Here is a 20,274-nt window from a genome sequence, read left to right on the forward strand (position 1 = left end):
AGGCTGAGGTCGATCTCTGCGGGGAACGGAACGGCCGCCGTGACGGTTCCCGCGACCACCGGGCTGTCGCGCCGGGTATCCCGCCGGGTATCCCGCCGGGTGTCGCGCCGGGGTGGCTACCCGGCCGTCGCCGGGGTCCTCGTGGCGGCGCGCGCGGACCAGCGGCCGTCCTCGCGGGTGATCCGGATCGGGTGGTCGAAGCAGGCGCTGACCAGGTCCGTCGTCACGATCTCGTCGACCGGGCCGATGCCGACGCACTCGCCGTCGCGCAGCAGCAGGGCGTGGGTGGTGCTGGCGGGGAGTTCTTCCAGGTGGTGGGTGACCAGGACGCTGGCGAGGTCGGGGTGGTGTCGGCGCAAGTCGTCGAGGCTGGCGAGGAGTTGCTCGCGGGCGGTGAGGTCGAGGCCGGTGGCGGGCTCGTCCAGCAGGAGCAGCCGGGGTTCCGGCATCAGGGCGCGGGCGATCAGCGCCCGGCCGCGTTCGCCCTGGGAGAGGGTGGTCCACGGGTCGTCGGCCCGGGCGGTGATGCCGAGGGTGTCGATCAGCCGCTGCGCGTGCGCGAGTTGGGCATCGGTGGGCAGCCACCGCATGGGCGGTTCGATGCTGTTGGTCAGCCCGGTGAGCACGATCTCGCGCACGGTCAGCGGCGACTGCAACGGGTGCCGGGGGTTCACATGGCCCAGGTACGACCGCAGTTCGCGCAGGTCGACGCTGCCGAGCCGGCGGCCGAGCACGTGGACCTCGCCCCGGGTCGGGTGCGAGACCGCGCCGAGCAGGCTGAGCAGGGTGCTCTTGCCCGCGCCGTTGGCGCCGAGGACGGCCCAGTGCTCGCCGGGCTCGATGGTCAGCGAGACCGCGCGGAGCAGGTAGCGGCCGTCGCGCACCACGTCGACGTCCTTGGTCTGGAGCAGCGGGCCGGTGGGCAGCGGAGCGGCGGAGTTCATCGGGTTCTCCCGGACGCGAGTGGGCGCGCATGGGCGCGCGTGGATGCGAGTGGACGGCGGATCGCTTGCGGTTGGGCGTGGCGCGGGGGTGTCCGGCAGGATAGTCGGGGCCGCCGCCGTGCCGGGGGCCTGTCCGGCCAGTGGGATCCATGCCTCCGACGCCGTCGGCGGCGCCCCGCTGACGGGCCGCCACGCGCCATGCCGGATCATGGCGCGGGTGTCGGGGGACCAGTCCCGGCCGACGGAACACGCCGACGCAATACGAGGAGCGGGACCACGTGATCGGACGGGCGCTGAACGGCCGCTACGAACTCGTCGGCACGCTGGGCGTCGGCGGCATGGCCACCGTCTACCACGGCATCGACCGGGTGCTCGGCCGCCCGGTGGCGGTCAAGGTGCTCAACGGCGGCCTGGCGGAGGACCCGCGGTTCGCCGAGCGGTTCGGCCGTGAGGCGCAGCACGCCGCGATGCTCTCGCACCCGCGGATCGCCATGGTCTTCGACTCGGGCATGGACGCGGGCTCGGCGTACATCGTCATGGAGCTGATCCGCGGCCGCTCGCTCAGCGCGCTGCTGGCCGAGGGCGGACGGCTGCCGGTGGAGCGCGCGGTGGGCATCGCCTCGGCGGTCTGCGAGGCGCTGGAGGTGGCGCACACGGCGGGGCTGGTGCACCGGGACATCAAGCCCGGGAACATCATGATCACGGACGACGGCGGCGTGAAGGTCGTCGACTTCGGCATCGCCCGGGCGAGCGCGTCCGGCCAGCAGCTGACCCAGACCGCCAGCGTGCTCGGCACCGCCGCATACCTCTCGCCCGAGCAGGCGACGGCGGCCGACGTGGACGGGCGGACCGACCTGTACGCGCTGGGCTGCGTGCTGGTGGAAATGCTCACCGGCGCGCCGCCGTTCAGCGCGGAGACCCCGGTCGGGATCGCCTTCAAGCAGGTGACCGAGGAGGCCGCGCCGACCGCCCTGCGGCGGCCCGAGGTGCCGCCCGCGCTGGACGCGGTGGTGCTGCGGATGCTGGCCAAGCGGCCCGCGGACCGCCCGGCGAACGCGGCGATGGCCCGGGCCGAGCTGCTGGCCGCGATACCCGTCGCCGCGGCACAGGACCGTACGTCGGAGTTGCTGACCGGCGCCATCGCCGACCCGGGCGGCGCCCGGACGACCGTCCTGCCGGCCACACCGTTCCCCGGCTACGAGCAGCAGCAGCCGTACGACCAGCAGTGGCAGGCCCCGCAGCAGCCCCCGTACCGCCCTGCCGGCGCGCCCACCTCGGTGATGGCGCCGCTGCCCGCCGCCGACTTCGGCGACGAGCCCGAACCGCGCAGATCGCGCCGCGGCCTCGCCCTGGCGCTCGGCGCGGCGGCGCTGGCCGGTACCGGGCTGCTGGCCGCGCTCGCCTTCTCCGGACCGGCCGACAGCACCCCGTCGGCGACCAAGGGCGGCGTCACCGGCGCGTCGGCGCAGGCCGCCGGTCCCACCGCGCAGCCCGTCCAGTCCGCGCACTCGGCGCAGCCGACGACCCCGCCCGCACCGTCCGCCTCCGCCTCCGCCTCCTCCGGACGGCAGGCGCCGCCGGCCGCGCTCACCGCGCTGCGGGCCGAGGTCGCGCAGGAGCCGCTGCCGCCCAACCAGCAGGCAGCGCTGCTCAAGACCCTGGACGCGGCCTCGGCGGCGAGTGCGGCCGGTCATCAGCCGGAGGCCGTCACGCAGCTCAAGTCGGCCCAGCGCCAGGTCCGCGACCTGTCGAAGAAGCACGCCGTGGACGGCGCGACGGCCGCCGACTGGCAGCACCGGCTCAGCTCGATCATCGCCACCCTCGGCGGTGGCGGCGCCCCGGCCGACAACACCAACCCCAACACCAACACCAACCCCACCATCGACACCGGTAACGGCGACAACTCCGGCTACGACAACTCCGGCTACGGCTGGTACTGACGGCCCGTCAGCCCAGCGCGGCCCGCTCCGCCGCAGCGGCCCCGAACGCCCGCTGCGAGGCGTCCTCGCACGCCAGCCGGTGCATCGCGGCGAGGAGCGCGTCGCCCAGCACGGTGCCCAGGACCACGCCCTCGACCAGGTGGTCGGGGTCTCCGGTCCGGCGGCCCAGCACGTCCACCTCGGCCGCCGCCAGGCGCTCCGCGGCCGCCGCGTACTCGTCCAGGAGGCCCAGGAGCCCGTCCTGGCCCAGGTCGCGCAGGGTGAGCAGCAGGTGGGCCAGTGACGAGCCGGCCGGGCTGCCGGGCCGCACCTGCCAGCCGCGCCGCCGTACCCACGCGTCGGCCTCGGCGAGGGCCAGTTGCCACTGCGGGCCGGCGCAGCCGGTGGGCGGCGGGCTGACGGCCTGCTGGGCGACGCCGAGGGTCTCGTGCAGCGAGACGTCCGGTGCGTCGATCGAGGCCAGGACGGACCGGGCCGAGGCGATCGAGAGCCCGCCGGTGTCGAGCAGCGCGCGGACCAGCTTCAGCCGGTGGACGTGCCGTTCGCCGTACTGCGCCTGGTTGGGGCTGGTCAGCTCGCCGGCCGGGAGCAGGCCCTCGCGGAGGTAGTACTTGATGGTGGGCACCGGGATGCCGGCCCGGTTGCTCAGTTCCCCGATGCGCATGGTTCTCCGGCGCTCCTCTCCCACCCGTGATCGGTGGTGGCCGACAGCCTAGGGCGCCCGGGCCGCCGCCTCCAGTGTGGAAGCATGACCGTCGTGGGTTTCCGGCGCCGCAGGGTTGCCGGGCGCGGAGAGCGGGGGAGCCGGCGTGGGAACGGTCGCGGACGTCCGAGCGGTGGCGCTTGCGCTGCCGCGGACCGAGGAGCACCTGATCCGGGACCATGTGCGGTTCCGGGTCGGCCGGATCGTCTATCTGGGGTTCTCCCGCGACGAGACCGTCCTCGGCTTCGCCTTCCCCAAGGAGGAACGGGCCGCCCTGCTGGCGGCCGAACCGGACAAGTTCCTGCCGCCGCGGCCCTCCGACGAGCGCTACAACTGGGTCCAGCTGCGGATGGCGGCGGTGGACGCCGCCGAGCTGCGCGAGATCGTCACGGACGCCTGGCGGATGGTGGTGCCGAAGAAGGTCGCCGCCGCCCATGAGGCGACGCAGCGGCCGGACGAGCCGCTCCCGGCCGGGCCGTCCTTCGCCCAACTCCGCGCCGCGGCCGAGACCTTCAACGGCTACGGCGCCGTGGACGCGGGCTGGGAGCGCTGGCTCGCGGCCACCGCCGCGACGCCGGACCTGTCCCGTCCGGAGCACCGCGAGGCCCTGCACCGCTGGCTCAACTCCTGGGGCTGCCGCATCCGTTACCCGCGCGAGGGGGAGCCGGACCTGCTCTCGGCGGGCCTCGCGTCCTGGTGGGAGCGCCACCGTGCGGGTCTCCCGGCGGCCGGAATCTCCCAGCTGACCGACCGTCAGATCAAGGCTCTGGCCGACGGATACGCCGAGTTGGCGGCGCTGCCGGTCTCCGCCGGACGGACCGCCCGCACGCTCGGGCCGACGGCGGCGGCCAAGGCCCTGTACGCGCTGCGCCCGGCCGCCGTGATGCCCTGGGACGCGGCGATCGCCGTCCACCTCTACGGCGCGCGGGACGGCGCGGCCTTCGCGCGGCACCTGCGCAGCGGCCGGGCGTGGGCCCGGGCGGTGCTGGCGGAGTCCGGGCTCGGCGCGCGGGAGATCCCGGCGGCGGTCGGCCGCCCGGGCGTCCCGCTGGCGAAGGTGCTCGACGACTACCTCTACGTCACCATCACCGCGGGGATGAGCCTCTGAGCCGGCCGGTCAACCCGGCCCTCCCGCAGGCTCATCCCCGCCACCTCACTGCCGGGTGCCGCAGCCCGGGCAGAACGCGGCGCCGGCCGGCACCACCGCCTGACAGCCCGTGCACTTGGCCGGGTCGGCGAGCCGGAACCCGCAGCCGGGGCAGAACGCCGAGCCGTGCGTCTCGTGGTTGCACTGCGGGCAGACCAGCTGCCGCGGGGTCTGCACGTCGTAGGACTGCGCGGTGCTCTGCCCGGCGGCGTACGCCCGCTCGCTGACCGCCTCGTTGAGGCCGCGCTGGCGGGCCGCCTCCGCCTCGGCGGCGGTGTCGGGCGCGCAGCCGAGGCAGAGGCCCTGGGCGGCGTTCCAGCACTTGGCGCAGACGTGGTGGGTGCAGCGGGCGCACCGGTGGAAGTGCCCCTGGGCGTTGGCTATCGCCCGCTCGAAGGCGGCGTCGCGCGCGCTTCCCCAGGTCGCCCCGGCCAGTCCGTCGGCGGCGTTGCTGATGGTGCTGCCGTTGCCCCCCAGCATGTTCCAGGCCGCACCCACCCCCTTGCTGACCCAGCTGGCCGCCCGACCGGTGGTGAACCGCTCGAAGGGCGAGCGCCAGGTGTCCTGGCAGCGCGTGCAGTTGAACTCGAACTGGAATCCTGCGCCGGTCCCGTACTGCTCGCACAGGTCCCGGTGGTTGTTGGTGAAGTAGATCTCGGTGCTCACGGGTGTACCCCCACACGTCCTTTAGGTTCTGCCCAGCCGTGCGACGCCGGTCCGGGGCGAGTGGTTCTGGGCTTGGGAAGGGTGACATGAAAGGGCGTCGGATGGGAAGCGCCGGCCGGGCTCCACCCACGGGTTGACTTCGCGGGTCAACCCGCAGTTCAACCCCTGTGCCGACGCCGTCACGCAGGGTTCGGGGAATCCTCGGGGACATGAACACCAGCACGCACCTCAGCAGCGCGCCCGCGCCGGTCACCGTCGGCGCGGCGTGATCCTCCCCCCGCTGCGGGACGCCGCCCGTCCGGCTGGCCGCCGCCGCTCGCGCCTCCCTATGCTGCACGGCATGGCGAGCACAGCGCAGGACCAGGACCAGGGCCGGGGCCACGGCGGCCGGTCCGGGGAACCGGCCGGGCCGGCCGCCCCGCAGGCCACCGGGCCGTTCCGGCGCTTCCGTTCCGCACCGCTCTCGCCGGCCGCTCGGGCGGCCGACGACGACAGCATCCGGATGGCCGGGGCCAAACTCCGCATCCAGCAGCGCTACGAGCGCCAGGTGCACCGGCTGCGCCCGCTCACCTGGCTGATGCTCACGGTGACGGCGCTCTGCGCGTGGACCGGCGACCCCAGACCCGGTCTCTCCGGCGCCGGACTCGCCCTCAGCATCATGCTGGCCTGCTACACCGCTCCGCTGGTCGTGGCGGGCTCCGGCTACTGGCCCTCCGACGTGACGGCCTGGCGGCAGGCGTTCGCCCTGCTGATCTCGGCGGCGGGGCTCGGCGTCTCCGCGGTGGCGCCGAGCGGCGCTCTCGCCGACATCCCGGTCTCCGCCGCGGTGATGCTGACCTTCCTCTGGCTGGAGCTGCGCCAGGCCGTGGTGATCGGCGGCGCGACGACGGTCCTGCTCGCGGTGCTGCTCACGGTGACCACCCACAGCCCGGTGGAGGCCGCCACCTCGGCCGTGCTGCTCTGCGTGGTGCTGGCGGTCCTGGCCGAGCTGATGCGCCGCAGCCGGGACAGCTCGGCCCGCACCGAACTGCTGCTGGCCGAACTGGAGGACGCCCGCGAGGCGGAGACCATGGCCGCCGCCGGCGCCGAACGGGCGCGGATCGCCCGCGAGCTGCACGACGTGCTGGCGCAGTCGCTGTCGGCGCTGTCGATCCAGCTGGAGGGCGCCCGCCGGCTCGGCGAGCGCGAGCAGGTCTCCCCGCTGCTGCAGGGGGTCATCGACCGGTCCGTCGAGCTGACCCGGGAGGGCCTCAACGAGGCCCGCCAGGCCGTCGGCGCGCTGCGCGGCGACCGACTCCCGGCCCTGGCGGACCTGGAGCCGCTGGTCGAGCGCTGCCGGCGGGACCTGGAGCTGACCGTCGGGTTCGCCGTGCTCGGCACCGCGCGGCACTGCGAGGACCCGGACGCGGGCTTCGCGCTCTACCGGGGCGTGCAGGAGGCGCTGACCAACGTGGCCCGCTACGCGCGCGGCGCTGAGGTCGAGATCGTCCTCGAGTACGGCGCGGACAGCGTGCGGGTCACCGTCGCGAACGGTCCGGGCAGCGCGCCGCCGGCCGGTCCGTCCCGTGGCGGGGGCAACGGGCTGCGCGGGATGCGCGAGCGGATCGAACGGGTGGGCGGCAGCGCCGAGGCCGGCCCGGTCGAGGCCGGTGGCCCGGGCGGCGGCTGGCAGGTCACGATGGTGGTTCCGGCGTGAGTTCGGCGGGCCGCCCGGGCATGATCGGGGAACGGCAGGACGAGGAGGGCGGCAGCGAGATGGGCGGGGACATGATCCGAGTGGTGATCGCCGACGACCAGCGGGTGACCCGGGACGGGCTGGCCCTGCTGGTCGGCCTCAACGAGGGCATGCAGGTGGTCGCGCTGGCCGCGAACGGCGAGGAGGCGGTCGCCGCCGCGCTGGAGCACCGTCCGGACGTCGTCCTGATGGACCTGTCGATGCCCGTGATGGACGGCATCGCCGCCACCGCCGCCCTGGCCGAGCAGCTGCCGGGCACGCCGGTGCTGGTGCTGAGCACCTACGCGGACGACGCCTCGATCTTCCCCGCCCTGCGCGCGGGCGCCAAGGGCTACCTGACCAAGGACGTCGGGTCGGAGCGGATCGAGGACGGCATCCGCGCCGTGCACGCGGGGCAGACCTGGATGGACCCGGTGGTCCAGCAGCGCCTGGTGGCCGCCGTCGCAGGCGGGCCGCCGCCCGCCGCACCCGCGCCCGCCCCTGTGGCAGGCCCCGTCTCCTCCTCGGACGACGGTCTGACGGATCGTGAGCGCGAGGTGCTGGTGCTGATCGCCGAGGGCCTGTCCAACGGCGAGATCGCCCAGCGCCTCTTCCTCGGCCAGGCGACCGTCAAGACCCACATCAACCGGATCTTCGCCAAGACCGGCGCCCGCGACCGCGCCCAGGCGGTGCGCTACGCCTACCGCGCCGGGATCGTGCCCACCGACGGCGGCTGACCGGGCGGCTGACCCGGCGGGCGCCCGGGCGGCCGGCCGAGGCCGACCGGTTGTTCGTCCAGGAACTCCAGCACCCCGAGCGCCGCCAGCAGTCCGACCCCGAGCCAGAGCACCACCAGGTCGGTCGGGTAGCTCCAGGTGACGAAGAGCACCACCGCCACGGCCACCGCCAGCCGGCACAGCCAGGCCTTGAACCGGTGGACGAACCGGCCGACCGCGCCCAGCCGCAGGCCCAGCTGCTGCGCCCTTCGGCGGACCGCACCGAAGCCCTCCCGCCACAGGCTGCGCACCGACCCGGCGTGCCGCCCGGAGCCGGTCACCCAGGCGCCGAGCGCCACCAGCACGCCCAGCGTGATCACCGCCCGGACCGTCCCGCGCAGGAAGTGCACCAGCGTGTCGTAGATCGCCCCGGCGGCGGCCTGGTCCACCGTGACCGGCAGCCTGTCGAGGTAGAGCGCGCGGAAGACGGTGAGCCCGATGCTCAGCAGCCCCGCGCCGACTGCCATGCCGAGCGCGGCGGTGACCAGCGCCCGCCGCCGCCGGACGGCCAGCAGCACCCCGGCCGCCGCGCTCAGCACCGCCAGCACCGGCACCCAGAACCCGGCCAGTTGCAGCAGCCGCAGGGAGGTCCGGATCCTGCCGACGTTCTCGGAGTCGGCCAGCACGAAGCTGGTGTGGATCTCCGGGATCTTCCCGGCGAGGGAGACTCCGCCCGCCACCAGGCGGCTCTTCGCCTGGTCGATCAGCGGCGCCAGGTCGAGGGTGACGGTGTTGCCCTGGATCTGCACCGCGCCGCCGTCCTCACCGGTCAGCGCCTTGTCGAGGGAGGCGTGCGCCGACCGGTTGGCCTGCGTCCAGATGTTCGCGAACGCGTCGCTGCCCACCACCGAGGCCACCTGGCTGCGGACGAAGCCGGTGAGGCCGTCGGTGATGGCGCCGCCGACCGTGCCGAGCAGCGTGTTCAGCAACGGCCGGTCGGCCGGGGCCACCTGGCCGAGGATCGCGTTGACGGGGAGGTAGCCCATGATCGCGTCGGTCGCCCGGTCGGTGACGGCCGCCTGGACGGCCGGGTTCCGGGCCAGCGGGGCCACCGTGGCGAGGTAGCGGTCGGTGTCGGTGACCTGCGAGTTGGCCCAGACGGAGAGCACGCCGAGCGGGGTGAGCACGCAGGCCAGCAGGATCAGCAGGGCGGACAGCAGCGACGCCAGCAGGCGCCCGGGCGTGATCCGGGGCTGCGACTGCTCCAGGCGCGCCATCCGCTCCCGCAGTTCGCCGAGCTCGGACGCCGCCACCGCGTCGTCCGGTGCGGGACTGGCGCTGCCCATCCGTACCTCCGGTCACGGGTCGACCCGTGCGCGGGGCCGGTGGGCGCCGGTCGGCACGGATGCGTTTCCGATCAGGAGATACCAGGGCAAACCGGGCGGCCACTCGACGCGGCGTGCGGCTCAGCGCTGCCTGCTGGCGGTGGCCGCGCACGACGGAACCCCCGGACCGTCAGCTGACAGTCCGGGGGTTCCGGTCGAGACTGTGCCGCCTGAGAGGACTCAGTCGGTGGTGTGCGGCTTGGGGACCTCGTCGACCTTGGTGACGTTGACGGGGGCCACAGCCGGACGCGGCTGCTCGGTCGCGGTGGACTCGGCGGTCGTCGCGGCCGCGCCGCCGGCCGGCGAGTCGTCCTCGCGCATGGCCTTCGTCTCGGCCTTCAGGATGCGCATGGACTTGCCCAGGCCGCGTGCCATCTCGGGCAGCTTCTTCGAGCCGAAAAGCAGGATGATGACAGCCAGGACCACCAGGAGGTGCCAGGGCTCCAGACCGTTGCGGAACATCCCTGACCACCGGTCCCTTCGGTTTACTCGCCGTTGCAATAGCCGGACGGGACCGCCCGACCCCGTCAGTATGCCTGGCCCGGCGGGCGAACGTATACACCCGCCGGGAAACGGTGGTCAAAGACCCGGTGAAGCACGCGGATTCTGCGGGTTGCAGCGCCATGTGGTCTAAACCACTATCACTCGTACGTGTCATAGCGCCCGCACCCCGGGGGTCCTTGGACCCTGCCACGCTCACGCTCCGCTCACACCTCGGCGCTGCTCCGGGCCTCAGCCGGGGGCGCCGCCGGGTTCGCTGCCGGGCCGGCGTCCGGGGTCCGGGCCGTCGTCGGCAGATGACCCATCAGCCGGTTGGCCGCGAAGGCCGCGCCGACCATGAAGAGCACCCCGACCACCGCCGCCACGTGCATGCCGTCCGTGAACGCGACGCGCGTCACGGCCAGCAGCTCGCCGCCGGCCCGGGCCGGCAGCTGCGCGGCGACGGTGACCGCGCCGCCCAGCGTGTCGTGGGCGGTGCGCGCCGTGCCGTCCGGGAGTCCGGCGGGCAGCGAGCCGTCCAGGCGGGTCCGGTAGACCGCCGCGCCGGCCGCGCCGAGCACGGCGATGCCCAGCGAGCTGCCCAGTTCGGTGGCGGTCTCCGAGGTGGCGGCGGCCGCGCCGGCCCGCTCGGGCGGGGCGGCCGAGACGACCAGGTCGGCGGTGAGCATCATCGTGCCGACCGTCCCGGCGGCGAGGATGCCGGCCGCGACGAGCACCAGCGCGAGGGGCGAGCCCGGGGCGACCAGCGTCATCAGCGCGAAGCCGGCCGCGCCGGTCAGGAACCCGCCCGCCATCAGCCGGGCCGGCCGCACCCGGCCGGCCAGCACCCCGGAGAGCCCGACGGCCGCGCCGACCCCGGCGCTCGGCAGCAGCGCCCAGAGCGCGGCGGCGAGCGGGCTCATGCCCTTGACCAGCTGGAGGTACTGCGAGGTGAAGAGGGTGAATCCCATCATGGCGAACATCGCGATGGTGTTGGCGATCGTCCGTTGGCACCCTTGAAGGTGCGCTTGCTCAGCCAGCTTGGCGCCCTAGCGGAGGCTTCTCCTTCAAGCTCTGAGCTGGGCTAACGATCCAGCACAGTCAAGGTTTGAGTCCTGCCGCAGCCGGACATCACTACAGGGTTCAAGTAACACTCGGTTACGCAAGAGGCTGGAGTCTCACTAGAAGTCACGATGGGGTTCATTGTCATCATCGAACGCGTGTTCTAAACTCCAAGGGCCTCTTACGGCCTATTTAAGGTGGTCACGCTACGCGCATCATGCTTAACGCTTGACAGTGCTCTGACCCTTACCTACCCTGTCCCTAGGCACGCATGGACGGAACTAGGTTGAAGGGTCGAGTAACCAAAATGCCGTATCCAAGCAAACTGCCTGACGATGCAACGCTTCTAAGGGCACGTGATTTCGAAGGTCTCGACCTTGCCGAAATCGCAGCTCGCTACGGAGTTTCCAAGCCGGCCGTATCTATGCGCTTTACTAAGATGGGTCGCCCCGTGGGGGGCAATTCCGCAATGGACTATCAGGAAATCATCCCCTGGCAGCCGGAGCGATCTCATCTGTCTCTTGATGCTGCAATTCGGCTACGCTCGCACGTCAGGTATCAATCGGGCATCCCAGTGCCCGATGCGGCTTTGCGCCGCCTTCAGAATTGGTGGAAGCGCATGCGCGAAACCGAAACGGTGCTTGACTATCAGCCTTCGCTGGCCGGATCTCCATGGCACTATGTGCCGCGGGAGGCATCCGACGGCCGACTGATCGTGAGATGGCCGAAAGGCATGTCCCCGCCAACGCAGACTCAGTCGGATATCCTCAGCTTGCCCACGAGTGGGCCGTCTGCTTTGGACTAGACAACATCAGAGTTTTCCCAGGTGAGGGGCTGGCCACGACATCGTGACCAGCCCCTTGTGATTGTGGTCGCCTTGTGTTGTTTAACGCTTGACAGGTAGTCATGGCGAGATATGATCGTCATCACACCAAAACGGATCGGATCACTCCGGCCTTGGGCGGGCTGGGGTGGCGTCTGGACAGAGGGGGATGCCGAGTGACCGGGGCTGAGGATGCGGCAGAGCTGGGAGCACAAATCCGGGCAGAAACCCCCTACGATGACCCGCCCTATGGACTCGTCACCCACTTCATATACGAGCGCGGTGACGTCTGGTGGCTATACACCTCCGAGCACACTGACGCAAGCACTGTTGACGACCTGTGGCTTCTGCTCCCGCACGATGCCTACTTCAGTGGATCTGAGTCATGCGCTTTCGCGCCAGAGTTCAAACACGTGGCGAATAGCACGAGGGTGCACTATATGATCTCCCATCGAGAAGGAGAGCCGATTGCCAGAATACAGACGAAGGAGCTTTTCGCAGCTCAAATCCTGGGCCGGTTGCAGTGAGGCGTATCGCCTCGAACGGATCGTCAGAGCCCCACGACTGCCAGCCGCATGGTTCACGCACGGCATCGCCGTACATGCCGCCATCGAGGCGTATGAACGGTCCGGAAGGACCCTGACGCCAGATCAGTCAATCGAGGTCTTCGAGACCGCATGGTCCGAGTCCATCATGAAGGACTTCGATCGTGAGCCCGACCTCTCCGTATGGATGACCGGAGGCTGGCGTAAGCCGGAAACTGACATCGAGCTACGGTTCGAAGAGGGCAAGGCTCAAGTCCTGGCCTACCGCGACTACGTCGCGGCATCCGGAGAGTCGATCTGGATAGCGCCAGACGGGCGCATGGCTGTAGAGCTCGAAATTGAGTTCACCCTGTCAGACGTCCCTGTTATCGTCTTCATTGATCAGGTCATCATCACTCAGGACGGGCGGCTTGTCGTCCGAGACCTGAAGACCGGAAGCTCTTACAACTCACCCTTGCAGCTGGCAACTTACGATCTGGCTCTAGAAGCCGAGTACGGCATCCGAGCATTCTGGGGCGACTTCTGGCTAGCTAAGAAAGCGAAGCCATCGCCTCCCGTCGATCTCCATCCCTACACCGCGGAGCGGGTAGGCGCATGGTACGCCGCAATGGACGCCGGCCAACGGGCCGGAATCTATGTCCCGTCGCCTGGAGACCATTGCCGCGTCTGCGGTGTGGCTCAGTGGTGCACCGCTATCGGCGGTGTCGAGTACATCCCCAACTCTCAAAAGGAGATTGCATCTTGACGACGCCTTATGGCTCTCCCGTCCCCTCCCACTCCGAAGCTCCCATCTCGGTCAACTTCAAGATCCCGGAGGTTCCGGGCGCACCCATGCTGACCGTGCGAGCCAGCAACGGTCAGGAGCTTGCCGGCCTGACTGGCGACGTTGCTCGCGTCGGTGTTGATGTGGGCCGCGCGCTGACCGACTTCCGAGCCGGCTTCCTCGCTGGCGCTGGACTTCCGAGCGAAGCGCCTCAGGCGCCCTCTGCCCCTCCGGCTCAGCCGGTTCCGACGGCCTACCAGCCCCAGAATCCGACTGCTGGATATGGTGCTCCTCAGGCGCCTCAGTGGAGCGCTCCCGCGCCCGATCAGCAGCAGTACTCTATGCCGCCTCAGACGGGCGGTCAGGGACAGGCACCTTCCTGCCCTCACGGTCAGCGCGTTTACAAGAGCGGTGTTAGTGCTCAGGGCAAGCCCTACAAGATGTGGGCATGCTCGGCCCCCCAGGGGCCTGGTCAGTGCAAGCCGGAATGGGTCAAGTAGTCTCTTTTTTGACCTGAAGCTTAACGCTTGACAGCCTGCCCCTTCGGGGGCAGGCTTACCCAAGAGGGGAGAAGAGATAGAAACCCTCGTCCAAGCAAGAGCCGGCCGCGGTGACGCGGGAGAGCCGATCCCAACAGTCTTTCGAGGTCTCGAAGAGGCCGGAGTCCATATCCGTCAAGGACAATTCACTCTGATCTCCGCAGCGCCAGGGATTGGCAAATCTGCCGTCAGTCAGACAATCGCAACGAGAGCCAGAGTCCCGACCTACTACTTTTCGGCCGACTCTGATCGATTCGAGATGTACACCAGAGCGGCAGCAATGCTGACCGGCTGGCGAACCGAGGACATTGGAAATGCCGTCCTTCACGGCAAGACTGAGACCATCGACGCGAAACTCTCGGAATCAGCCTTCATTCGGTACGACTTCAAGTCGTCCCCGACTCCGGACGATATCGAAGACGAACTCAAGGCCTATGCGATGACCTACGGCATGTGGCCTCGTCTGGTCGTGATGGACAACATCTCGAATCTGGACATGGGTGGCGGAGCCACTGACACAGCCGCCCTCGAAGAGGCGTCCAATTTCCTTCACGATCTCGCCCGTGAAACCAGCGCAGCAGTCATCGCCCTGCATCACGTTCAAGGACCATTCAACGACGGAAACGTGCCAGTTCCCCTATCCGGTCTCCGAGGCCAGATTGGACGAGTCCCCGAAAGGGTCCTGACGCTGCACAACGCGTCCGACCAGTTCGACATTGATGCCGGCAGGCAGATCCTGGGCCTGAATGCCGTGAAGAACCGCGGAGGTCAGTCTGACCCTTCCGCAAAGAACACCATCCGACTCGAATTCATCCCTGACCGAATGCTGATCAGGGGATAGGAGGTGTCTTGCTGACAATCGGCGGCCTTTGCGCCGGTTACGGCGGACTTGAGATGGCGGTTTCAGCTGTCTTCCCGAACTCACGTCTCGCATGGGTCTTCGAAAACGACCCGCACGCATCTCTGATTCTCAAGGCGCACAATCCAGATGTTCCGAACTACGGCGATATCACATCGGCCGACTGGTCCGCTCTGGAGAGCATCGACATTCTAGCGGCAGGCTTTCCCTGTCAAAACATCAGCAACGCCGGCAGGCGAGAGGGGATTACAGGTGACCGCTCGCGCATCTGGAATGACGTTGCCAAGGCTGTTGGCACGCTTCGACCAAAGCTCGTTTTCTTGGAAAACGTATCGGTCATCACGCGAAGAGGACTCTCTAGAGTCGCTGGAGATCTTTCCGAAATCGGGTATGACGCAAGATGGATCACTCTTCGAGCTTCCGAAGTCGGAGCACCTCACCAGCGAAGCCGTTGGTTCTGCATTGCCTACCCTTCCGACTCCTCGGGCCTCCGACGGGCCGAATGGCGGGCCGAACATGAGGGATCGGGCAGGAAACTACTCGGCACTGCCGAGTGCGGTCGTGCATCTACTCAAGACGCCTACCGCGAATCTTGGAACGAACGGCGCGGCACAGCCGCCGGACAAGCGAAAGAGGGGGGGCACGGACCGACCCTTGACGACGAAGCGTCCTACCTTCTTCCCTACTCCGACAGCGTCGGACGGAACGGGCGGAGCTGGGACGAGCCCCAAACGGACGGGCGGAGAGAACCTGAGAACGGCCGTTACTCGCCTCCCGAATGGTGGGGAGACTACTTGCCGGCCATCCGCCGATGGGAGCGCGTGAACGGCGTAGCCCCGGCACCTACTGAAGTCGGCCCAAAGGGCGGCAAGCGGCTCAGGGCGACCTTTGCCGAATGGATGATGGGGCTTCCAGTAGGACACGTGACAGGCGTTGAGGGCCTGAATCGATCTCGTCAGCTCAAGGCCATTGGCAATGGTGTAGTGCCTCAGCAGGCTGAGGCCGCGCTTCGAATCCTTCTCGATCTCAACTAGGGAGCAGCATGGACTATCAGACGTGGATGACCGACGTCATGGCAAAGCTCATGGAGCCAACGAAGACGAAGTTTCCGGAGAACCGCGCCGGCAGGCGCGCGAAGGCTCACTCTCTCCGGAAGCGTGGAAAGCACTTCACGAAGTGACGCCACCGCGGAAGGGCTTCCGCGAGTGCAGGAAGTGTCTCAAGAACCGCGCTGAGCGCTTCTTCACCTCTGTCAGAGGCAATACGTGCTCTACGTGCCGTAAGGCCCGTCAGAGTACCGCCAGGCACGCTAGCAGGGTGATGCAGACCTACGGACTAGGTCCCGGCGAGTACGAGAGTCTTCTCAAGGCTCAGGGAGGCGCTTGCGCCATCTGCCGCGGGAAGCGGAGATATCGCCTCTCGGTCGATCACGATCACAAGACAGATCTTGTCCGCGGTCTTCTCTGTCGGATGTGCAATGAGCGGCTGCTGACGGCAGCACGAGACAAGCCGGATGTACTCCGCTCTGCGGCTGCCTATCTTGATGCGCCTCCGGCGCAACACTTCATCGGACTTCGGTACTACCAAGGGAGCAAGGAAGATGCCTGAGAAGACACTGCCGGAGATCTACCGTGAAGCCGCTGATCTCGTCCTGAGGGACGGAAAGGCTAGCGGGGAGATGAAGGCAGTACGCCAGGGGAAGTGCCTGGGGTACTGCACGATGGGCGCCACCTTCGAGGCTGCTGGCCTTCTTACCGACCACGGAACGTACGTCAATACCGTCTTGGGCGGTGTGGATGATTTCGTTGAGTCGGACAGCTTCGCCCAATTGGCGCGACCGATAGCCGATCGGATCGTCAGCTCCGGTCGGCGTCGCCGAGTCGAGGTGTTGGACGGCGAAGAGGTTTCGCCGGGGGTCTCTGCGTTCTGGACTATCGCGAAATGGAACGATCAAGATTCCGATGGGAAGCCTTCGGCCGAAGACGTCGCGAAGCTCCTTCGCGAGACGGCCGATGAAGTCGAGAAGGCGGAAGCCAAGTGAGTATCACTATCCGACTCTCCGGAGAGAAGCTGACGACTGCCGACCTCGGATGGCTCGCTGAGTCCGTGAATGGGGCCTCCGGGCACTCTGGCAATGACTACCCGATCACGATTTCCGATGGATCGATCTCGGTCGAGATCCCCGGTGAGGACGAGGAGAACTGATGGCTACCGCAGAGAAGTCGTTCCGCGAAGTCAAGAAGATGGTCGAGGTAGACGTCCATGAGGACGTCATCACCATGACGCTTTCGAGGGAGGAAGCCGAGACCCTGCGGTTCCTCTTCGAGAAGATCGGGGGTTCCCCGACAAACAGTCCCCGACGACACATCGACGCGATGAAAATAGCTCTCTCGGGAGCCGGCGCTATCCGATCTGAACTGGCAATCCAGTCAGGGCGTTTCGATGCGATCTACTTCAAGGACTACCCGAAGTCGGAGAAGCCGGCGGACGAGAGTCCATTGAAGGTCGGAGATCGAGTCCGCGTGACTTCCTCCCGATGCCGCGGAGATGTAGGGGTGCTTCGACGGATTGACGCTGACGATCCGGATCTGACGTACATGGTGTACGTCGACACCTACGCAGATACCCGATGGGTCCATTCCGTTGAGCGAGTCTCCGAGTAGTAAGCCCCCAATCGGCGATGTGATCCGGCACTACTATCCGGATTGGGTGGTGCCGGATCGGTTCGGATGGGTCAAAGTCCGATGTCCTTTCCATGGCGAACGAAACGCATCAGCGTCCGTCAATCTCGAAGCCAACTATTTTCAGTGCTTCGTCTGTGACGCCTCCGGCGATTCCTGGTCCATCATCATGCGAGAGGAGAAATGCGATTTCCGTAGTGCCGTCGAATTCGCAGAAGGAGCTCTACGGTTCAGCGGTGGAGACATACGCGGCGGCTCTACCGTCCAACGCCGCCGCGGTTTCCTATCTGACGAAGCGCGGCCTGTCAGAGGGCAGCGCTCAATCCTTCAAGCTAGGAGTCGTAGAAAGCCCCTTTCCGGGGCATGAGCAGTACCTAGGCCGCCTTGTCGTGCCATACCTGACTCTTGGCGGTGTCTGCGGAGCTTCGTTCCGCTGTATCGCTCATGAGGACTGCAAGGGAATCCACAACGATAAGTACTTGTGGCCGGCCGGCTTCAGCCGGAGGATGTTCAACACTCCGGCCCTGGACATCGATTCGCCCTTCATCGCGATCTGCGAAGGCGAGATGGACACCATCACGACTCAGCAGGCCGGCATACCGGCCGTGGGAATCCCCGGAGCGAAAGCCTGGCAGTCCTTTTGGGGGCGTTGCTTCAAGGGCTACGAGACCGTGTACATCCTCGCAGACCACGACGACGATGGATCTTCCCAAGAGATGGCAGAGAAGATCAGCCGTTCGGTTCCAACGGCCAGAACGATCCTCATGCCCGAGGGGCATGACGTGAACTCGTTCGTCCTGGAGAACGGCCCAGAGGCCCTGAGGCTGAAGATGGGCGTTTCTACGCCCTGAAGCTTAACGCATGACAGATGGGAGCACGCATTGAGTCAATACCCGACCCTGAAGGGTTTCGACTCCGAAGACGCTGAGTGGAATCTAGACCTCAGCTTGGAGCAAGTAGCGACCATTTTCGCTCTGATGGGATGGCCGCTGGCTAACGGCGTCGCGACGCCTGAGCGGATCGAGAAGGTGATTGACGATCTCGTGAAGGCCATGAACAACGACAAGTATCTCTACGCCTCATACGGACGTCTCAGCGTCCGACGCAATCCGGGGGCCCTCAACTGCGTTGAGCTGGCCTTCGATATCGGTCATCTCGACTTCACGGAAGCGATCGAGGAGCGAGCGAAGGGCGGTGCAAATGGCAGCTGATCAGACGATTATGATCTGGCCCGATACCCAGATCCCGGAGCAAGACAACAAGGCGGTTGCCGGCCTGATCTCCTTCGTCAAGGACTATCAGCCCTCAATGATCGTAGACATCGGCGATTGGATGGACTTCAGTCCTCCGAGCCGCTGGAGCAAGGGAACGGCAGCCGAGTACGACACCTCACTGACGAGGGATCTCCAGAAGGCCCATGAGATTCAGTCGCGCGTGAGGGCCGTCTTCGATGGCCCGTGGAAGCGTCACCTAGGCAATCACGACCTACGCGTCTTGGACGCGGTCAAGCGCTACTCGCCGTGGCTCCACGGCTTCGAGGGCATCTCGTACGAATTCATGCTGAAGCATGATGAGTTCTCGATCGAGACTCTTCCGACCTTCCATGACGTTGCTCCCGGATGGATATCGACTCACGGCCACAAGGGCGTAAGCATCAATCCGCGGCCGGCTGGTACCGCGATGGGTCTCGTCAAGAAGACCGGGAAAAGCGTGGTCTGCGGCCACACGCACCGTGCCGCTTTGGAGCCGTGGGATACCGGCTACAACGGCAGGACTCGCCGACTCTGGGCAATGGAAGTCGGCAACGTGATGGACATGAAGAGGGCTTCGTATCTCGGCCTGGGTGCCGCGAATTGGCAGCAGGCTTTCGGCCTGCTGCACGTCACCGGACGGCACGTCCGACCTGAAGTGATCTACATCGAGAATGGCCGTTTCACGGTCGAGGGGAAGGAATACCGATGACTGACGCATGGACTGGTCGGAAGTACAAGAGCGACAGCAACGATGTTACCGAGATCCTGTCCGAGCCGTTCAAGGCGCTCGACGGCAGTGAATGGATCGGATTCCAGACCTCGTACATCGTCGGGGTCACCTCTCTCGCTAGCTTCGATGGCAAGATCCGCATCGTCGAACCGAAGTACGCCGTAGGCGACAAGGTCATCAGGGCCGGTGGCCACGTATACACGATCGAAGCCGCCTCCTCGAAGCGTGACTACGAAGGCGATCGTCCGTATCTCGTCGTCAACGAAGCTGGCGAAGCCGATGTCATTTGGGAGTCCAACATTGAGGGCAAGGTGAGCGAGTGACGGATATCGACTGGAATGCCATCCATGATCTCGCTCAGCGAGTGGGACGGAACATGGCTCGGAAGTGGCCCGGCATCGAGGCCGAAGACATGGCTCAGGAAGCTTTGACGGCTCTTCTGGAGCACTCGGAGCTACTCAAGGACTTCCCGGAGAACATCGCTCTTGTCACGGCCTTCATGGGCCGTGTAGCGGGCTCCTGGGCCTCGAAGGAGCGATACGACTTCACGGTGCGAAGTGCCCGGTATCTCTACACGCCAGCTGAAGTCCGAGGACTTCTCACTCATGCCTACTGGGATCTCTCACTCCGAGAGACGTCAGTCCCGACGGGTCCCGACGATCGAACCTCTCTGGTGGTCTGGGAGAGCGTATGTGTGGCCCTCTGGGATCTCGATGCGGCTATCGCCTCGCTCAACCCGATGGATGCCGCCAGGCTGACGCTTCGCTTCCGGGACGAGGCCGAATACGCGAATGACGCCGCCCGTAAGGCGGTTGATCGAGCCATCGACACCCTGACTCAGCGCCTGAACGAGCACATCAACCGGACTCCCGCGGACCACAACGGTCCGGGCAGTCGAATCTCTGGCCGCATGCCGGCCGCAGCATGAAGGGGGAACTCGTGAAGGTCCTTGGATGTTTCGGAGTCATCATCGCGATTTTGGCGGTTGGCTTCGGAATCGATGCCGGTATCGCCGAGATCCTGCATCTCGCCTTCCCGACGGTCCTCGGCTTCTGGAAGTGGTTCGGGGTGGTTGTTGTTGCTGGCGTCGTCCTTGGAAGTACTGGCGTGCGGGTCTCCAGGCGCTGATAGCTATCAGCGCCTGATTGAACGATGGTCCGCCCGGGGCGTTGCCCCGGGCGTTTCGGCGAACCTCTTACGAATCGCGAAGAGATGGGAGCGTCATCATCGCTAAGCATGCCAAGACGAAGACCCGAGAGCCGTCCTACGTCTTCGAGTTCACCCGATCCGAACTGAAGCTGATTGCTGACACCTTCGGCGATAT

General features: G+C 67.4%; 23 protein-coding genes and 1 pseudogene. 18 read left to right on the plus strand and 6 right to left on the minus strand.

Annotation, left to right across the window (positions count from 1 at the left end; genetic code table 11):
- Nucleotides 1–116: 116 nt before the first annotated feature.
- Nucleotides 117–944 (minus strand): ABC transporter ATP-binding protein, encoded by an 828-nt coding sequence (locus BS80_RS23500; protein WP_035800338.1) that lies wholly within the window; start codon nucleotides 942–944, stop codon nucleotides 117–119.
- Between the two features lie 278 nt (nucleotides 945–1,222).
- On the opposite strand from BS80_RS23500, the gene BS80_RS38010 reads away from it, so the two are divergent.
- Nucleotides 1,223–2,884 (plus strand): protein kinase domain-containing protein, encoded by a 1,662-nt coding sequence (locus BS80_RS38010; protein WP_051966961.1) that lies wholly within the window; start codon nucleotides 1,223–1,225, stop codon nucleotides 2,882–2,884.
- Nucleotides 2,885–2,891: 7 nt separating this feature from the next.
- Here the strand turns inward: BS80_RS38010 and BS80_RS23510 are convergent, their stop codons facing one another.
- On the minus strand, nucleotides 2,892–3,548 hold the full coding sequence (locus tag BS80_RS23510; protein ID WP_051966962.1) for a MerR family transcriptional regulator: 657 nt from the start codon (nucleotides 3,546–3,548) through the stop codon (nucleotides 2,892–2,894).
- A gap of 145 nt (nucleotides 3,549–3,693) precedes the next feature.
- On the opposite strand from BS80_RS23510, the gene BS80_RS23515 reads away from it, so the two are divergent.
- Entirely contained in the window at nucleotides 3,694–4,695 is a 1,002-nt protein-coding gene (locus tag BS80_RS23515) for an MmcQ/YjbR family DNA-binding protein (RefSeq protein WP_035800340.1), read from the plus strand.
- Nucleotides 4,696–4,740: 45 nt separating this feature from the next.
- Here the strand turns inward: BS80_RS23515 and BS80_RS23520 are convergent, their stop codons facing one another.
- The gene (locus tag BS80_RS23520; protein ID WP_035800342.1) at nucleotides 4,741–5,400 is read right to left on the minus strand and encodes a zinc ribbon domain-containing protein; all 660 of its coding nucleotides are present in this window, start codon (nucleotides 5,398–5,400) and stop codon (nucleotides 4,741–4,743) included.
- Between the two features lie 340 nt (nucleotides 5,401–5,740).
- On the opposite strand from BS80_RS23520, the gene BS80_RS23525 reads away from it, so the two are divergent.
- Both BS80_RS23525 and BS80_RS23530 read left to right on the plus strand, forming a co-directional pair.
- Nucleotides 5,741–7,096, plus strand: coding sequence for a sensor histidine kinase (locus BS80_RS23525; protein ID WP_198045590.1), 1,356 nt, complete (start codon nucleotides 5,741–5,743; stop codon nucleotides 7,094–7,096).
- A gap of 59 nt (nucleotides 7,097–7,155) precedes the next feature.
- Nucleotides 7,156–7,851: a response regulator transcription factor gene (locus BS80_RS23530; RefSeq protein ID WP_035802618.1), complete on the plus strand. Its 696-nt coding sequence runs from the start codon at nucleotides 7,156–7,158 to the stop codon at nucleotides 7,849–7,851.
- On the opposite strand, the gene BS80_RS23535 is transcribed toward BS80_RS23530, so the two are convergent.
- The 3 genes from BS80_RS23535 to BS80_RS23545 all read right to left on the minus strand — a co-directional run bounded on the left by BS80_RS23535 (nucleotide 7,815) and on the right by BS80_RS23545 (nucleotide 10,678).
- Complete coding sequence (locus BS80_RS23535; protein WP_051966964.1) at nucleotides 7,815–9,176, minus strand: hypothetical protein; 1,362 nt, start codon at nucleotides 9,174–9,176, stop codon at nucleotides 7,815–7,817. The genes BS80_RS23530 and BS80_RS23535 overlap by 37 nt on opposite strands.
- 219 nt (nucleotides 9,177–9,395) lie before the next feature.
- The gene (gene tatA / locus BS80_RS23540) at nucleotides 9,396–9,677 is read right to left on the minus strand and encodes a Sec-independent protein translocase subunit TatA (protein ID WP_035800344.1); all 282 of its coding nucleotides are present in this window, start codon (nucleotides 9,675–9,677) and stop codon (nucleotides 9,396–9,398) included.
- 245 nt (nucleotides 9,678–9,922) lie between these two features.
- Complete coding sequence (locus BS80_RS23545; RefSeq protein ID WP_051966965.1) at nucleotides 9,923–10,678, minus strand: MFS transporter; 756 nt, start codon at nucleotides 10,676–10,678, stop codon at nucleotides 9,923–9,925.
- 1,370 nt (nucleotides 10,679–12,048) lie between these two features.
- On the opposite strand from BS80_RS23545, the gene BS80_RS23550 reads away from it, so the two are divergent.
- The 14 genes and pseudogenes from BS80_RS23550 (at nucleotide 12,049) to BS80_RS23610 (ending at nucleotide 20,078) form a co-directional block, all read left to right on the plus strand.
- A complete protein-coding gene (locus BS80_RS23550; RefSeq protein WP_198045591.1) occupies nucleotides 12,049–12,870 on the plus strand; it encodes a RecB family exonuclease in 822 nt (273 codons plus the stop codon).
- An 86-nt stretch (nucleotides 12,871–12,956) separates the two neighbouring features.
- On the plus strand, nucleotides 12,957–13,388 hold the full coding sequence (locus tag BS80_RS44270; RefSeq protein ID WP_456298580.1) for a hypothetical protein: 432 nt from the start codon (nucleotides 12,957–12,959) through the stop codon (nucleotides 13,386–13,388).
- Between the two features lie 127 nt (nucleotides 13,389–13,515).
- A complete protein-coding gene (locus tag BS80_RS23560) occupies nucleotides 13,516–14,268 on the plus strand; it encodes a DnaB-like helicase C-terminal domain-containing protein (protein WP_269676122.1) in 753 nt (250 codons plus the stop codon).
- Nucleotides 14,269–14,276: 8 nt separating this feature from the next.
- On the plus strand, nucleotides 14,277–15,320 hold the full coding sequence (locus BS80_RS39620; RefSeq protein ID WP_083975104.1) for a DNA cytosine methyltransferase: 1,044 nt from the start codon (nucleotides 14,277–14,279) through the stop codon (nucleotides 15,318–15,320).
- Nucleotides 15,321–15,606: 286 nt separating this feature from the next.
- Nucleotides 15,607–15,894: an endonuclease VII domain-containing protein gene (locus BS80_RS39625; protein WP_083975106.1), complete on the plus strand. Its 288-nt coding sequence runs from the start codon at nucleotides 15,607–15,609 to the stop codon at nucleotides 15,892–15,894.
- The gene (locus BS80_RS23570) at nucleotides 15,887–16,327 is read left to right on the plus strand and encodes a DUF6197 family protein (RefSeq protein ID WP_035800350.1); all 441 of its coding nucleotides are present in this window, start codon (nucleotides 15,887–15,889) and stop codon (nucleotides 16,325–16,327) included. The genes BS80_RS39625 and BS80_RS23570 overlap by 8 nt, the downstream gene beginning before the upstream one ends.
- A gap of 163 nt (nucleotides 16,328–16,490) precedes the next feature.
- Nucleotides 16,491–16,949: a hypothetical protein gene (locus tag BS80_RS23575; protein ID WP_035800352.1), complete on the plus strand. Its 459-nt coding sequence runs from the start codon at nucleotides 16,491–16,493 to the stop codon at nucleotides 16,947–16,949.
- A gap of 49 nt (nucleotides 16,950–16,998) precedes the next feature.
- Nucleotides 16,999–17,166: pseudogene (locus tag BS80_RS44140) on the plus strand (CHC2 zinc finger domain-containing protein); the annotation flags it as partial.
- A gap of 37 nt (nucleotides 17,167–17,203) precedes the next feature.
- On the plus strand, nucleotides 17,204–17,818 hold the full coding sequence (locus tag BS80_RS43015; RefSeq protein WP_051966968.1) for a toprim domain-containing protein: 615 nt from the start codon (nucleotides 17,204–17,206) through the stop codon (nucleotides 17,816–17,818).
- A 30-nt stretch (nucleotides 17,819–17,848) separates the two neighbouring features.
- Complete coding sequence (locus BS80_RS23590) at nucleotides 17,849–18,178, plus strand: hypothetical protein (RefSeq protein WP_035800354.1); 330 nt, start codon at nucleotides 17,849–17,851, stop codon at nucleotides 18,176–18,178.
- On the plus strand, nucleotides 18,168–18,929 hold the full coding sequence (locus BS80_RS23595; RefSeq protein WP_035800355.1) for a hypothetical protein: 762 nt from the start codon (nucleotides 18,168–18,170) through the stop codon (nucleotides 18,927–18,929). The genes BS80_RS23590 and BS80_RS23595 overlap by 11 nt, the downstream gene beginning before the upstream one ends.
- The gene (locus BS80_RS23600; protein WP_035800358.1) at nucleotides 18,926–19,273 is read left to right on the plus strand and encodes a hypothetical protein; all 348 of its coding nucleotides are present in this window, start codon (nucleotides 18,926–18,928) and stop codon (nucleotides 19,271–19,273) included. Before BS80_RS23595 ends, BS80_RS23600 begins: the two co-directional genes overlap by 4 nt.
- A complete protein-coding gene (locus tag BS80_RS23605) occupies nucleotides 19,270–19,878 on the plus strand; it encodes a hypothetical protein (protein ID WP_035800359.1) in 609 nt (202 codons plus the stop codon). Before BS80_RS23600 ends, BS80_RS23605 begins: the two co-directional genes overlap by 4 nt.
- An 11-nt stretch (nucleotides 19,879–19,889) precedes the next feature.
- Nucleotides 19,890–20,078, plus strand: coding sequence for a hypothetical protein (locus BS80_RS23610; RefSeq protein ID WP_035800362.1), 189 nt, complete (start codon nucleotides 19,890–19,892; stop codon nucleotides 20,076–20,078).
- Nucleotides 20,079–20,274: the final 196 nt, after the last annotated feature.

Source organism: Kitasatospora mediocidica KCTC 9733 (assembly GCF_000744225.1).
In the GTDB taxonomy this organism is placed as follows: Bacteria; Actinomycetota; Actinomycetes; order Streptomycetales; family Streptomycetaceae; genus Kitasatospora; species Kitasatospora mediocidica.